Annotated in this window: 13 protein-coding genes; 8 read left to right on the top strand and 5 right to left on the bottom strand. The window is 61.5% G+C overall.

The genetic code is table 11. The annotated features are described in order from the left end of the window. Nucleotides 1–30: 30 nt before the first annotated feature. Complete coding sequence (locus BMY73_RS01935) at nucleotides 31–1,200, bottom strand: ABC transporter substrate-binding protein (RefSeq protein WP_092404630.1); 1,170 nt, start codon at nucleotides 1,198–1,200, stop codon at nucleotides 31–33. Nucleotides 1,201–1,443: 243 nt separating this feature from the next. Here BMY73_RS01935 and pedF point away from each other — a divergent pair, with 243 nt between their 5' ends. The 8 genes from pedF to BMY73_RS01895 all read left to right on the top strand — a co-directional run bounded on the left by pedF (nucleotide 1,444) and on the right by BMY73_RS01895 (nucleotide 9,634). Further along, entirely contained in the window at nucleotides 1,444–1,857 is a 414-nt protein-coding gene (gene pedF / locus BMY73_RS01930; protein WP_092404740.1) for a cytochrome c-550 PedF, read from the top strand. Nucleotides 1,858–1,862: 5 nt separating this feature from the next. Further along, entirely contained in the window at nucleotides 1,863–2,750 is an 888-nt protein-coding gene (locus BMY73_RS01925; RefSeq protein WP_092404628.1) for a substrate-binding periplasmic protein, read from the top strand. Nucleotides 2,751–2,776: 26 nt separating this feature from the next. After that, nucleotides 2,777–3,511 carry a quinoprotein dehydrogenase-associated SoxYZ-like carrier gene (locus tag BMY73_RS01920; protein WP_371914937.1) on the top strand — a complete coding sequence of 245 codons (735 nt, stop codon included), beginning with the start codon at nucleotides 2,777–2,779 and terminating at the stop codon, nucleotides 3,509–3,511. Then, nucleotides 3,508–4,455, top strand: a complete 948-nt coding sequence (locus BMY73_RS01915; protein WP_062382588.1) for a quinoprotein relay system zinc metallohydrolase 1 — start codon at nucleotides 3,508–3,510, stop codon at nucleotides 4,453–4,455. The genes BMY73_RS01920 and BMY73_RS01915 overlap by 4 nt, the downstream gene beginning before the upstream one ends. 153 nt (nucleotides 4,456–4,608) lie before the next feature. Next, nucleotides 4,609–6,384, top strand: a complete 1,776-nt coding sequence (locus tag BMY73_RS01910) for a PQQ-dependent methanol/ethanol family dehydrogenase (RefSeq protein ID WP_092404626.1) — start codon at nucleotides 4,609–4,611, stop codon at nucleotides 6,382–6,384. Between the two features lie 144 nt (nucleotides 6,385–6,528). Next, on the top strand, nucleotides 6,529–6,600 hold the full coding sequence (gene pqqA, locus BMY73_RS01905) for a pyrroloquinoline quinone precursor peptide PqqA (RefSeq protein WP_010455123.1): 72 nt from the start codon (nucleotides 6,529–6,531) through the stop codon (nucleotides 6,598–6,600). A 156-nt stretch (nucleotides 6,601–6,756) separates the two neighbouring features. Beyond that, complete coding sequence (ercA, locus tag BMY73_RS01900) at nucleotides 6,757–7,920, top strand: alcohol dehydrogenase-like regulatory protein ErcA (protein WP_062382593.1); 1,164 nt, start codon at nucleotides 6,757–6,759, stop codon at nucleotides 7,918–7,920. Then, the gene (locus BMY73_RS01895) at nucleotides 7,904–9,634 is read left to right on the top strand and encodes a PAS domain-containing hybrid sensor histidine kinase/response regulator (protein ID WP_092404624.1); all 1,731 of its coding nucleotides are present in this window, start codon (nucleotides 7,904–7,906) and stop codon (nucleotides 9,632–9,634) included. Before ercA ends, BMY73_RS01895 begins: the two co-directional genes overlap by 17 nt. Nucleotides 9,635–9,792: 158 nt before the next feature. Here the strand turns inward: BMY73_RS01895 and moaA are convergent, their stop codons facing one another. From moaA to BMY73_RS01875, 4 genes are all read right to left on the bottom strand, one after another. Then, on the bottom strand, nucleotides 9,793–10,791 hold the full coding sequence (gene moaA, locus BMY73_RS01890; protein WP_092404622.1) for a GTP 3',8-cyclase MoaA: 999 nt from the start codon (nucleotides 10,789–10,791) through the stop codon (nucleotides 9,793–9,795). Between the two features lie 76 nt (nucleotides 10,792–10,867). Then, nucleotides 10,868–11,695, bottom strand: coding sequence for a formate/nitrite transporter family protein (locus BMY73_RS01885; RefSeq protein WP_062382599.1), 828 nt, complete (start codon nucleotides 11,693–11,695; stop codon nucleotides 10,868–10,870). 347 nt (nucleotides 11,696–12,042) lie between these two features. Next, nucleotides 12,043–13,413: a cation:proton antiporter gene (locus BMY73_RS01880; protein WP_092404620.1), complete on the bottom strand. Its 1,371-nt coding sequence runs from the start codon at nucleotides 13,411–13,413 to the stop codon at nucleotides 12,043–12,045. A gap of 563 nt (nucleotides 13,414–13,976) precedes the next feature. Then, complete coding sequence (locus tag BMY73_RS01875) at nucleotides 13,977–15,029, bottom strand: ABC transporter substrate-binding protein (protein ID WP_092404736.1); 1,053 nt, start codon at nucleotides 15,027–15,029, stop codon at nucleotides 13,977–13,979. Between the last annotated feature and the right edge of the window lie 2 nt (nucleotides 15,030–15,031).

Raw genomic sequence — 15,031 nt, 5'->3', positions numbered from 1 at the left:
TCTGCAGCAGTGCTTCTACGCGTCAGGCGTTCAAAACGGGCAGGTCACCTCGGGCTTGTCATAGCCAAGGCTGTCGAGTTCGGTGCCGGGGTGCAGAAAACCGTCCTGCGGCGAGGTGGTGACCAGCGCGCGGGGTTGGACCACCGGTATCGGTTGCCGGAGCTGGCCGTTCCATGACCGATAACTGAGTTTGCTGCCCTTGAAGCCGTCGAGCGGCAGGTTGTCGCCCAGTTCGAGTTCGCGAATCTGCATCGCATCCGTGGCGCGCAACCGGGTGACCGCGGTGGCGATGCTGCGCACGGCCATCCAGGCGGCAAAATCCCGATCGTTCATCCAGCGCCCGGCAGCGGCTTCGAAGCGTTTCTGCAACTGCGCGGCACCGTAGGTTTCCACGGTCTTGTGCCAGCCGGTCGGGGTCAGGCCCTGGGTGCCCGCCACCGGACGCGGGTACCAGGTCTGGTAGGGCACGTACTCGCCGAAGTCTCCGCGCTCGTCCGCCACCAGCACCACGTCGTACTCGGCGGTCTGGGTAAACAGCGGCATGTCGGCCTGAGCGCTGCGTCGCTGATCGTTATCGAAGGTGAAGGCCTTTTCCGCGACGATGGTGTGACCGAAGCGTTTGGCTGCGCGGCGCAACGCGCTGGCGTAGGCCTGATCGTCGGGCGTCTGGCCGACGATCAACAACCAGCGTGTCCAGCGCCGGACGGTGAGAAATTGCGCGAGTGCATCGGCCAGCATCGCGCGGCTGGGCAGCGTGTGCAGCACGTTGTGCAGGCAGGCGGTGCTGCGCAGGCTGTCGTCGGGGCTCCCCGCGTTGAACAGCAGGCTGTCCGGCATCGCGGCACTGAGCTGGCGCAAGGCATCGACCGGCGCGTTGACCACGAACAGGCGCACACCCTGTTCGTGTTGAGCCCTGGCCTGCTCAAGCAGCGCTTCAGGGCTGTCCGTGCTGGCACTTGTCAGGCTGTAGCTGTGTTTGAGAAAGCGGCCGGTGCTGTTGCTGTCGACGATGGCCAGTTCCGCGCCGCGCAGCCCTGCATCCCGGGGTTCGGGAATGACGTTGGAGAGGACCGGACCCGTGTCCGGGATGTATGCCAGGTAACCGATTCGCACCTGCAATGGCTCTTCGGCTGCGAACGTCAACAACGACCAGGCAGCGAGGGCAAGGCAAAGCAATGGGCGAAACACCGGCTGGCGCATAGAACACTCCCTACAGACACGGCCAGCATAGAAATGCCTGTGCGGTGGGGAAATATGCAGATGGTACGGGTCTGCCAGTACCAAGGTAGTAAGGCGCGGCCACCAAAGCAGCATTCGGCCATGGATAAGCCGTTCATAAGATGGCGACAGGCTTTTGCATGCATCTCCGAGGACATAACAATGACAACAAAAAACCTGATCCAGCCTGACACCGAAAACCGAACCCAGACACGTCGCTTGCGCATGGGCGCACTGATGCTCTGCGGTCTGCTCGCCAGCAACCTGGCCCAGGCCCACGGTGACGTGGTGCCGCATGCCGTCGCCACCGATGGCCTCGAGCAACTGGGGCCGGAATGGCGCACGGAAAACCCTTATCGCGATTCCAAGGATCACGACAAGGCGCTTGAAATCGGCAAGTCGGCCTACACCCAGAATTGCGCCGCCTGCCATGGGCTTGAGGCCATTTCCGGAGGCATCGCGCCAGACCTGCGACACCTGGACGTGGGCAGTGCGGGCGATGAGTGGTTTGTCGAGCGGGTTCGCAACGGCGCCGTGCGCGACGGTCGTGTGTACATGCCCAAGATGGCGGACTACTTGAGCCAGGAGGCCCTGTGGGCTGTCCGGACCTACCTGGACAGCGTTCACACCGAGGAATGATCGGTATGCGTGCCTTCGCCGTGTTGTTGAGTGCGATCTCCTGTTGCCTGCTATTGATGTTCCAGCCTGCCGGTGCGCAGATCCGCAGCTACGACAGCATCATCGCCGCCGGGGTGATCAAGGTGGCGGTGTACCAGGATTTTCCTCCCTACAGTTTCCAGGTCGACGGACAGGCACGGGGCGTGGATGTCGACCTGGCGACGGCGCTGGCCAAGGCATTGGGCGTGCGCCTGGAGTTGATGTGGGCACCGCCGGGCGAAAAGCTCGACGACGATCTGCGCGACCTGATCTGGCGTGGCAGCCAATTGCGTGGGCAGCAACTGGCCGATCTCATGATGCGCGTGCCCTACGACAAGGATTATTCGCAGAAGCGCAATGACCTTGGCGAACTGGAAAACGATCACGTCGTGATGTTCGCGCCGTATCAGACCGAGCGTTGGCAAGTCGCATTCGACCGCACGCGGCTGGAGGCCGTACCCAGCGTTGCCGTGTTTGCCGAGCATCCGATCGGGGTCGAGATCGACAGTGTGCCGTCGTTCTACCTGACGTCGATCTTCAACGCACAGTTTGCCGGCAGCACCCACCATTTTCCGTCGGTGCAAGAGGCGTTCGCAGCCATGCGCGACGGCAAGGTGGACGCGGTCATGGCCATGCGTGGCGAGGTGGACTGGCAACTGCATCAGGCCCACGACCCACACTGGTCGCTGGCCGAAAACGCCTACCCGAGCATGGGGCGGCAGACGTGGGAGATCGGCATGGCGGTTCATGAGAGCAACCGCCAGCTGGCCTACGCCATCGAAGAGGCACTGGAAACGTTGATTCGCGAGGGCGAGGTGCAGCGTATCTATGCCGCGTATGGCCTGCGTTACGACGTGCCGGAGATGTACCAGTGAACCGTATTCAGGGCTGGTCGGCAGCGATGGCCATGCTGCTTTGTGTCGCGGGCGGTGTTCATGCCGATCCCGGCAAAGACCCGGTCACCTCGGTGATGTGGGGCTACTATCAGCAGAAATTCCTCAAGGACCAACCCTACGTCTTCGACGACAAGGTGCTGTTGCGCGCGCCGCCGTTTGCCGAAGACGCCCGGCAAGTGCCGATCGAGATCGATGCGCGGGCCTACGCGGGTGAAGTGGTGCGGATTCTGGCCTGGGCCGAGCTCAATCCCTTGCCGCAGATCGTCGACTTCCAACCGGTCGAGCGGGTGCTGCCGTGGCTGTCGATCCGCATACGGATCGAGCAGGCCACGCCATTGCGTGCCGCCGTGCTGACCCGCGATGGCGTCTGGCACATCGGTTCGACCACCATCGATGCAGCGGGAGGCGGTTGCACCGCGCCCAGCGTCGTGCGCACCCAGCCAGGGTGGGAAGAGCACATCGGCGAGGTGATGGGAGGTCGTTACCCCCGCTCAGGCTTCAGTCGTCTGCGGGTGACCATCGCCCATCCGATGGACAACGGCATGGTCAGTGGCATCCCCGAGTTCTATCTGAATCAGGCGCAACTCAAGGACGCTCATGGCAAGCTCCTGGCGACGCTGGAGCTGTTTCCGGCCGTCAGTGAGAACCCGACGCTGGGTTTCGACATCGAGGGTGACGGCGAGACGCAATTGTCGTTGCGTGATATCAGCGGCAACCTGTTCAGTGCGGCGGTGAAATGAGCCGGCGTGCCGTGGTGCGATTGACCGCGTGGCTGCTGGTCTGCGTCAGTGCGCTGGCTCACGCCGAGCTGGAGTATCGCCTGCAACCCCGGCAAATCGCCGAAGACACCTACCTGCTCGAAGGCACCACCGACAACTTCGACAAACGCAACGGCGGCAATATCGTCAATACTGGCTTCATTGTCACCGACGGCGGTGTGGTGGTCATCGACACCGGTCCGTCACGTCGCTATGGCGAGGCGCTTCGCAAAGCCATCGCCACGGTGACGGACAAACCCGTGATTCAGGTGTTGCTGACGCATCATCATCCCGATCATGTGCTGGGCAATCAGGCATTCGCCGATGTGCCGATCGGTGCGCTGGCCGGTACTGCCGACTTGATGCGCGAGCATGGCGATGCCCTGACGGAAAACATGTACCGCATGGTTGGCGACTGGATGCGCGGCACCGAAATGCGTTTGCCGACGCAGGTATTGGCACCCGGCACGCTGGCGTTTGGCGGCCACCGTTTGCGCCTTGTGGCGCTGTCTGGCCACACCGGCGCCGATCTCGCCATCCTGGACGAAGACACGGGCGTGCTGTTCGCGGGCGATATCGTCTTTTACGAACGTGCATTGACCACCCCGAACAGTCCCGGCTTGCAGGTGTGGCTCAATGACCTGGACACGCTGCAGGCCCTGCCGTGGAAGCGGCTCGTGCCCGGCCACGGTCCCGTGACGACAGATGCCAGGCCCTTCGAGCAGATGCGTGATTACCTGCGCTGGCTCGATGGACTGTTAAGAGACGGGGCCGCACAGGGTGCCGACATGGCGGAACTGATCAGAAGCCCGATTCCGGAGCGTTTCGCCGCCATCAGCCTGACCCGGTACGAACTGATTCGCAGCGTCAGCCATTTGTATCCGGCTTACGAGCGGGCGCAGATGGTCCGGGTCGACGCACGCTGACGAGGTTCGCCGGGTACAGACCCACCTACCAAAGAACTAGAAACCTCCGCACTGCGGGCAATTGTGGGGGCCGGACGCACCGCCAACAATCGTCTTGATCGGGGCAATGTCCCGAAAGGAACACAACAACAATAAACCACAGAGGCAGCCGTCATGATTCAACCCGCACGTCGCCAATCTTTCGCACTGGGCCTGCTGGTCAGCGCCATGCTGTCGTCCGGCAGCCTCCTGGCCGCCGTGACCGACGAAGAAATCCTCCAGGACCCCAAGAACCCCAACCAGATCGTCACCAACGGCCTGGGCGTGCAGGGCCAGCGTTTTAGCCCGCTGGACATCATCAACACCGATAACGTGAAGGACCTGCGACCGGTGTGGGCCTTCTCGTTTGGCGGTGAAAAGCAGCGTGGCCAGCAGGCGCAACCGTTGGTCAAGGACGGGGTGATGTACCTCACCGGCTCCTACTCACGGGTGTTCGCGGTGGACGCTCGCACCGGCAAGAAGCTCTGGCAATATGACGCGCGCCTGCCTGACGACATTCGCCCGTGCTGTGACGTGATCAACCGGGGCGTGGCGCTGTACGGCGATCTGGTGTATTTCGGCACCCTCGATGCCAAGCTGGTCGCGCTCAACAAAGACACAGGGAAAGTGGTGTGGAGCAAGCAGGTCGCTGACCACAAGGCCGGTTATTCCATCAGTGCGGCACCGATGATCGTCAACGGCAAGCTCATCACCGGTGTCGCCGGGGGCGAGTTTGGCGTGGTCGGCAAAGTCGAGGCCTATGACCCTAAAAACGGCACCTTGTTGTGGTCGCGTCCGACCGTCGAAGGCAACATGGGGTACGTCTACAAAGACGGTCAGGCCGTCGAAAACGGCATCACCGGTGGCGAGGCTAACAAGACCTGGCCGGGTGACCTGTGGAAGACCGGCGGCGCGGCACCCTGGCTTGGCGGTTATTACGACCCGAGCAATAACCAGATCCTGATTGGCACCGGCAACCCGTCGCCGTGGAACTCGCACATGCGGCCGGGCGATAACCTGTATTCCTCGTCGCGCCTGTCACTGAACCCCGACGACGGCACCATCAAATGGCATTTCCAGAGCACACCCCATGATGGCTGGGATTACGACGGTGTGAATGAGCTGATTTCATTCGACTATCAGGAAAACGGCAAGACCATTCAGGCCGCAGCGACGGCCGACCGCAACGGCTTCTTCTATGTGCTCAATCGCAAGGACGGGAAATTCATTCGTGGTTTCCCGTTCGCCGACAAGATCACCTGGGCCAGCGGCCTGGACAAGGATGGCAGACCGATCTACATCGATGCCAGCCGGCCTGGCGCGCCTGACGGCGAAGCCAAGGGCTCGTCGGCGTTCGTGGCTCCGGCGTTCCTGGGTGCCAAGAACTGGATGCCGATGGCCTACAGCCCCGACACCGGTCTGTTCTACGTGCCGGGCAACGAGTGGGGCATGGACATCTGGAACGAAGGCATTGCCTACAAGAAAGGTGCAGCGTTCCTCGGCGCAGGCTTCACCATCAAACCGCTGAACGAGGATTACATCGGCGTGCTGCGCGCCATCGACCCGAAAACCGGCAAGGAAGTCTGGCGTCACAAGAACTACGCCCCGTTGTGGGGTGGCGTGCTGGCGACCAAAGGCAACCTGGTGTTCACTGGCACCCCGGAAGGTTTCCTGCAGGCGTTCAATGCCAAAACCGGCGACAAGGTCTGGGAGTTCCAGACCGGTTCCGGCGTATTGGGCTCGCCGGTCACTTGGGAGATGGACGGCGAACAGTACGTGTCGGTGCTGTCCGGCTGGGGAGGCGCCGTACCGCTGTGGGGGGGCGAGGTGGCCAAACGGGTGAAGGATTTCAACCAGGGCGGCATGCTCTGGACCTTCAAACTGCCCAAGGACCTGGTGACCAAGCGCTGATACAAGCGTTGTGATCGGAGGGGCTGAGCGCGACCAATACCTGATTCATCAGTCCCAAAGTACTATTTGTCGGTCATCGCCCTTGTGCGCTAATGAACGTGCCGGACCACCCGGCGCTACCCAGAATGACAAGAGGAAAGGCCCATGTGGAATAAACCAGCGTTCACCGATTTGCGTATTGGTTTTGAAGTGACCATGTACTTCGCCAACCGCTGATCGGCATGCCCGGTCAATCAACGTTGACCGGGTCTTCTCTCCCGCACGAAGACCTTCGCCATGAGCCGACACCGTCAGTCGTTGGTCTTATTGCATTACCCCGCAGATGCTCTAGGCTGGCGTTCATTCTCTAATAACAACAAGAATGCGCTTGATATGAGCCAAAGCCTCAACCAGCTGCGTAAATTCGTGTCCCCGGAAATCATTTTCGGTGCGGGCAGTCGTCACAGCGTGGGCAACTACGCCAAAACCTTCGGTGCGCGTAAAGTGCTGGTGGTCAGTGACCCCGGCGTCATCGCCGCCGGCTGGGTGGCCGATGTCGAAGCCAGTTTGCAGGCCCACGGTCTGGAGTACTTCATCTACAGCGGCGTGTCGCCTAACCCTCGGGTCGAAGAAGTCATGCTGGGCGCCGAGCTGTACCGTGAACACCATTGCGATGTGATCGTCGCGGTGGGCGGCGGCAGCCCGATGGATTGCGGCAAGGGCATCGGCATCGCGGTGGCCCATGGACGCAACATCCTGGAATTCGAAGGGGTCGACACCATCCGCGTGCCGAGCCCGCCGCTGATTTTGATCCCGACCACGGCGGGCACCTCTGCCGACGTGTCGCAGTTCGTGATCATTTCCGATCAGCAGGAACGCATGAAATTCTCCATCGTCAGCAAGGCCGTCGTGCCCGACGTCTCGCTGATCGACCCGGAAACCACGCTCAGCATGGACCCGTTCCTGTCTGCCTGTACCGGCATTGATGCGCTGGTTCACGCCATCGAGGCGTTCGTCTCGACCGGCCACGGTCCGCTGACCGACCCGCACGCCCTGGAAGCCATGCGCCTGATCAATGGCAATCTGGTGCAGATGATCGCCAATCCTGCCGACATTGCCCTGCGCGAGAAGATCATGCTCGGCAGCATGCAGGCCGGTCTGGCGTTCTCCAACGCCATCCTGGGGGCGGTGCATGCCATGTCCCACAGTCTGGGCGGCTTTCTGGACCTGCCGCACGGCCTGTGCAATGCGGTGCTGGTCGAGCACGTGGTGGCGTTCAACTACAGCTCGGCACCGGACCGCTTCAAAGTGATCGCGGAAACCCTGGGGATCGACTGCCGGGGCCTGAATCACGTCGCCATCAGCAAACGCCTGGTGGAACACCTGATCGCGCTCAAACATCAGGTCGGTTTTCACGAAACCCTCGGTCTGCAAGGCGTGAGCATGGCCGACATCCCGTTTCTGTCTCAGCACGCGATGGGCGACCCGTGCATCCTGACCAATCCGCGTGTTTCCAGTCAGCGGGACGTTGAAGTGGTCTATGGCGAAGCCCTCTGACGTTCATCAAGGCGCGCTGACAGCGCTGCTCGGGTTGGGCAATCACTCGACCCGAAAAAGCCATTACCCGGAACTGACCCTGCGTCTCGGTGAGCTGGAAACCGAGCGCAACCGATACAAGTGGTTGTTTGAAAATGCCGTCCACGGCATCTTTCAGGCCAGTCTCCACCAAGGCCTGCGCGCCGCGAACCCGGCACTGGCGCGCATGCTGGGTTACCGCGATGAGCACGAAGTGCTGTTGTTGCTGAATGACCTCGCCAGCACGCTGTTCATTGGCGGTCAGGTGGAACTGAACGCCATTGCCCAGGTGCTGCAGCGCGAACACAGCCTGCAAGGTTATGAAACCCGCTTGCGGCGCCATGACGGCAGCTACGTCGACGTCGTGATGAACCTGCTGCTCAAGCCGGACGAGGATGGCCTGTTCGAAGGCTTCGTGGCCGACATCACCGAGCGTAAGCTGGCGCAGCAACGTTTGCAGGAGCTCAACGACCAGCTCGAGTTACGCGTGGCGGCCCGCACCGACGAGTTGCTGGAAGCCAACCGCAACCTGCAACAGCAGATCATCCAGCGAGAGCAGATCGAACATGATCTGCGTGAAGCCCGAGACGCCGCCGAGGCCGCCAACCACAGCAAGGACAAGTACCTCGCGGCGGCCAGCCATGACCTGCTGCAGCCATTGAACGCGGCGCGGCTGTTGATCTCCACCTTGCGGGAGCGCGCGTTGCCCAGTCCCGAGCATACGTTGGTGGAGCGCACGCATCAGGCGCTGGAAGGGGCGGAAGACCTGCTCACTGACCTGCTGGACATTGCCAAACTCGACCGGGCGTCGATCAAACCGGACATCGAGCTGTATCGGCTGGAAGAAATCCTGGCACCACTGGTGTCCGAGTTCGAGCCGGTGGCCGCGGCGGCGGGGTTGACGCTGCGGGCGCGCATCCCCCCGCTGGCGGTGCGGACAGACCTGCGTCTGTTGACGCGCATCCTGCGTAACTTTCTCAGCAACGCCTGCCGCTACACCGAACACGGCGGCATTTTGCTGGGCGCTCGTCAGCGTGGCGAGTGGTTACGCGTTGAGGTGTGGGACACAGGACGCGGTATAGCCGAGGACCAACTGGAGGCTGTTTTTCTGGAGTTCAACCAACTGGACGTCGGCCGCGCGGCGGACCGTAAAGGCGTCGGGCTGGGGCTGGCGATCGTGGAGCGCATCGGCCGGATTCTCGGTTGTGCGATTCAGGTGCGTTCGCAGCCGGGGCGCGGTTCGGTGTTCTCGATCGACGTGCCGTTGTCGGCCGACATGCCAGCGCCAATCAATATGGTTGCGCAGCAGTTGCCGGGTGCAGGCAATCCGCTGCCGGGGCGGCGTTTGCTGGTGCTGGACAACGAGATCAGCATTCTCGAAAGCATGGCGGCGCTGTTGGGGCAATGGGGCTGTGAGGTGCTCACCGCGACCGATCAGGCGGCGTGCTACAGCGTACTGCAGGAGCGCGCGCCGGAACTGATCCTGTTTGACTTTCACCTTGACCACGGCGTGCTGGGGTGCGAGGTGGTGGCGGACCTTCGCGCGCATTTCGGCCTGGAAATCCCGTGCGTGATGATCACCGCCGACCGTACCGATCTGTGCCGTCGATCCTTGCAGGCGCTCGGCGCGCCGCTGCTGAACAAGCCCGTCAAGCCGGGGAAGTTGCGGGCGGTGGTCAGCCAGTTATTGAGTTAGGGGCCCACGGAGCGTCGCCGGAGTGAGCAACCCGACGCAGGAGGGCCCAACCGGGAGCAGACCCTTGGCTGCCTCTTGAAACAAAGAGGGGGGTCTTTTCAAGTAACCCGCCGAAGGCGGAACAGTTTGGACGTCAGGACAAACCAAACCAGGGCGTATCAGCCGCCCGTCATGTTCATGAACCGCACCACCTGCACGTCGTCGTTGATCTCGAAATTGTGCTGGTAGGGCTTCAGCTTCATGGCTTCGATCAGGGCGTTTTCCAGCTTTTCCGGTTGACCGGGATTGGCCCGAAGGACGGCTTTGAGGTCGGCCGAATGCTCGTTGCCCAGGCACAGCAACAGACGGCCCTCGACGGTGACGCGAACCCGGTTGCAGGTCGCGCAGAAATTGTGGCTGTGGGGCGAAATGAAGCCCACGCGTATGTCAGGCGTCTCGGCCAGACGCCAGTAGCGTGACGGGCCTTGGGTCGACTCGGTGGAATGGATCAGGGTGTAACGTTCGGCGATGCGTTCGCGCACCTGTTCGCTGGAAAAAAACGACTCGGCACGGCTGTGTTCACTGATGACGCCCAACGGCATTTCTTCAATGAACGTGATGTCCAGGCCCCGGTCGATGGCAAACGCCACCAGATCGTTGACCTCGTGATCGTTGCGGCCCTGCATGACCACACAATTGAGCTTGGTGTGCGTGAAACCGGCCGCGTTGGCGGCATCGATGCCCGCGATGACCTTGTCCAGTTCACCGGTGCGCGTCAGTTCCTTGAAGCGAACGGGGTCCAGGCTGTCCAGGCTGATGTTCAAACGCTTGAGGCCTGCGTCGAACAAGGGCGCAGCGAGCCTCTCCAGTTGCGACCCGTTGGTGGTCATGCACAACTCGCGCAAGCCGGGCAGGGCGGCGATGTTCTTGCACAGGCCGACGATGCCAGCGCGTACCAGCGGCTCGCCACCGGTCAGGCGGATCTTTTTGGTGCCCAGCGCCACGAAGCGCTCGGCAATCTGCTGGATTTCTTCAAGCGAGAGGATCTGTTGGCGGGGCAGGAACGTCATGTCCTCCGCCATGCAGTACACGCAACGGAAGTCGCACCGATCAGTCACGGACATGCGAACGTAATCGACCTTGCGTGAATATCCGTCTATCAGAACCCGATCCGACATAGTTTTTCTCGACAACATGCTGCGTGGCAGAAGCAAACCGCGTGACGTTGCTTTGAACGTCCCGCGATTGAAACGTTTAAATTTTCTGGCTTCCCGAGTGGTCGATGATCGCTGCATCTTGCTCGACTGTCGAGCGGGGGAAAGCCTTTGAATACGATACGTAATACGCCAGCCCGACAAAAATTGCACCTCCTACCGCGTTGCCCAGAAACACGGCGAAGAAGTTTTCGACAAACTGTCCCCAACTCAGCGCATCGGCGAAGATGGCCGCAGGGATCACGAACATATTGGCGACCACGTGCTGAAAACCGATGGCGACGAACGCCATGATCGGGAACCACATGCCGAGGATCTTGCCGGTGACGTCCTTGCTCGCGTAGGACAGCCAGACGGCAAGGCACACCAGCCAGTTGCAGCCGATACCCGAGATGAACGCCTGAGCGAAGTCAGCGCTTGCCTTGGCTTTGGCGATGGCCAGTGTCTTGGCCAGATAGGCGCCTTCCGTCAGGCCCAGTACATGGCCGAAGAAGTAAGCAATGAACAGGGCGCCGAGCAGGTTGGCGACGGTCACCAGCACCCAGTTGCGCGCGACGGCGCTCAGCGGAATGCGTCCAGCGAACAGCGCGGTGGGCAAGCTCATCATGTTGCCGGTCAACAGCTCGCCGCCGGCCAGGATCACCAGGATCAGGCCAATGGGAAATACGGCAGCGCCCAGCAGATTACCCAGCGAGGCCCATGGGGCGGGGATCATGGTGCTGACATGGATGTCGAGCAGAAAACCCAGCGCGATGAACGCACCGGCCAGAAATCCCAGGACCAGAATCGAAAGGGTGGGCAGATGCGATTTCTTCACCCCGGCTTCAATGGTGATTTCAGCGATCTGTTGAGGCGTATTGATGGACATTTTTCTGGACTCGCACGCAAAGGCCGGCACCACGACACCAGGTCACGTGCCACGCAACTATAGGGGTGATTCAAAGCATCCGGTCTCGATGCGCGAGCGTGTCGGACGACACGACGGCAGGTCCTTGTGAGGGCACCAATCTGCGACTTTTGGCCACATTGCAGACGCGGCGCAACTGACGAAATCAATTAGTGAGCAAGCTACCGACCGGGAGGTAGAGCGTCCAATCGCTTGTTCCGATGACTTGATCGACGTGCTCTATCAAGAGGTGTGCGGCTATTTCCCCTGGTGGGCGTCGGAGCTCCCGCAGGACCTGATGCGCGGCGCGTCATAAACCTGTCGCGAACTCACCCCTCAGATTTCAATTCAGAACGTTCGCACTCTCTCGACATGTTTTTCTCGTAACGCTCTAGCAAGGGCTGGATGCTGATGCCGTGAAGCAAAATACTTAGCGCGACCACGGACAATGTCAAACCGATGGTGGTCTGCACGACGTCGCCGGGCAAACCGTGAGACAGCGCGTAACACAGGTAATACAACGTGCCGATGCCGCGGATCCCGAACCATCCCACCAGTGCTTTTTGTGGCCGGGAAAGCAGTCGTCCGCTTATCAGCAGCCAGACGCTAAGGGGACGGATCACACAGAACAACGCAAGGCCCAGGCCGACCGCCCGCCAGTCCCAGTAAAAGGCAATGGCCGCGCCGAGCAGGGTGATCAACAGCACTTCCATGGCCCGTTCCACCAGACTGCCAAAGGCGAGCATGTCCCCCATCATGACGCCGGCCGCCAACTGTGATTCGCTGAGTTCTTCGTGTCGGGTCACCGTGGCCGCCTTGGGGTCGCTGTCCATGTGCCCCAATACCGGTTTGGCAACATGCTCGGAAGGAAGGTCCGATTGAGTGGTGCGGGCTTCGGCGTGTCGCAGCCCCAGACCTGCGGCAAATACCGAAAGGAAGCCAAAGGCGCCCAGGCCTTGAGCGACGACGTATGCCACCGCGATCAGGGCAAGGGCCAGAAAGTCATTGGGTGAACTGGTACTGTCGGCGTTCTTGATCCGCAGGTAGATCATCAGATGCCCGACGCCCCGGCCTAATCCGTAGCCGATCAGCAGGGCGACGGGAACCCCCCAGATCAGGCTCTTCAGCAGCCAGCCCTGCACCCAGGTGAAGTCCGAGGGGCCATGACTGAGGAACAGCAGGGCGAAGATAACGAAAGGAAAAGCGGTTCCGTCGTTCAAGCCCGCTTCCCCAGAAAGGCCAAAGCGGACCCGGTCGAAATCCTGCGCGTTGTTGACCTGCACCAGTCCTGCCAGAACGGGGTCGGTGGGCGAGAGCATCGCGCCGAGCAGAAGCGCTATGGCCCATGGCACCTCAAGCAGGTAGTGCGCGACGAGGGCCACGCCCAGAATACTGGCGAGCATCACCGGGCCGGCCAGCAGGTATGCCGAATGCCAGGCTTTGCGATTCAGTGGCAGACGCAGCTTGATTCCGGTGTTGAACAGCGAAAACAGCACCGCAACCTCGGTCAGGCGCTCCAGCCAGTGGCGGGCGTCGCGAATGTCCAGTTGCACGAGGTCCAGGCCCCAGGGCCCCATACCGGCGCCGAACGCCAGGCACACCGCGGACGTCGTAACCGGAAGCCAGCGCAGGTAAGAGGAGGTCAGTGCGAGCAGCATCAACAGGACGCCGAGCACGGTCATGCAAAGAATGAAACTCATCCGGCCTCGTCATCAGTCAGTGGGGTATCAAAGGTGTGACCGTCGCGAGGGGGGATAGTTGGAAGCAATGTTCGGTTGGCGCATCGGCATCGTGAGTGAATGACACTGCATTCGTCCGAAGTGCGGCCCATACCCTCGTAACCTCGGACGTCTCCCACAGGGGACCGGGTTGATGCACGAACCTGTGTCCATGCCTCGGACCTGTGGGAGCCGGCTTGCTGGCGAATGCGGCAGGCCAGCAACATCAATGGTGCATGACCCACCGCCTTCGCGGCCCTCGTAACCTCGGACGGCTCCTACAGGGTTCGCGGCGTTCCGATGATTCGCGCCGGACGCAAAACCTGTGGGAGCCGGCTTGCTGGCGAATGCGGTGGGTCAGCAACATCACCAGTGACGTAAACACCGCATTCGCGGCCCTCGTAACCTCGGACGGCTCCTACAGGGGACCGCGTTGAGGCACGCACTTGTGTCCAAGCCTCGGACCTGTGGGAGCCGGCTTGCTGGCGAATGCGGTGGATCAGCAACATCAACAGTCACTGACCCACCGCATTCCGCCAGGCAGTTTACCGCTCGATGGTCTTGCTCCAGCGTGCGTTCCATTGCGGGCGAAGCTGGTTAACCTGATCCCAATCGATGGTCACCGCGGTTTCCAGGTATTTGTTCATCGCTTCCACCTGGCCTCGCGTACGTTCGGTGGTCGGCGTTTTCGGGTTGGACGGGATCTGGTCGCCCATCTCCAGCGCCGGGGCCTGTGCTTCCGGTGTCAGCAGGAATTCCGCCAGCTTCTGCGCCAGTTCCGGCTGGTCGTTGTTGGCGATGGTGCATTCAGCGACGTTCAACACCACGGCGCCTTCCTTGGGCGGCGCGTATTCGACCGGCACGCCCTTGAGCTTCAGCGCGGTGACCTGGGTCGGGGTCAGCGGAAACAGCGCCGCTTCGCCGGTCTGGACCATTTCGGAAATTTTCGCCGAGCTTGCGATGTACTCCAGCACGTTCGGCCCGACGGTCGTCGGCCAGGCTTTGAACCCAGGCTCGACATTGGTTTCACTGCCGCCCTGCAACCGGTTGAACATCAGGAAGCCATGCAGGCCAAAGGTCGAGGAGGCGAGCGACTGAAACACCAGCTTGTCCTTGTAACGCTTGTCGGCCATGTCAGCCCACGACGTCGGCGCCTTCCAGCCGTTCTCCTCGAACATTTTGGTGTTGTATGCCAGGCCCGTCACCCCGAGGCTGACCGCCACGGCTTCGTCCTTGATCTTGCCCTTGTCCGGAATGTCCGCCAGGGTTGCGCTCGGTTGCAGCTTGCCGCACAGCCCCATGGAAATCGCGCGGTACATGATGCCGTCGTCGAGGAACATCACGTGCATCTGCGGGTTGTCCTTGCTGGCCTGAACCTTGGCCAGGATGTCCGACGAGGTACCGGGTACGATCACCACTTTGACGTGATTGGCCTTTTCGAAGGCGGGCAGCACCTGGTCGGCGTACAGGCGCTCCATGGTGCCGCCGTTCATGCCCAGGTACAGCGTCGGCTCGGCCTGTGCCGGCAGCGAGGTGAGCAGGGCGGCAAAGGGCAGACAAGACAGGCCGGTCAGGGCAAAACGTTTAACGATGTTCATGT

The sequence above is a fragment of the Pseudomonas sp. NFACC02 genome, assembly GCF_900110765.1.
Classification (GTDB): Bacteria; Pseudomonadota; Gammaproteobacteria; order Pseudomonadales; family Pseudomonadaceae; genus Aquipseudomonas.
The sequence above is the reverse complement of the archived record's forward strand: the minus strand, read 5'-3'. Positions and strand labels throughout refer to the sequence as shown.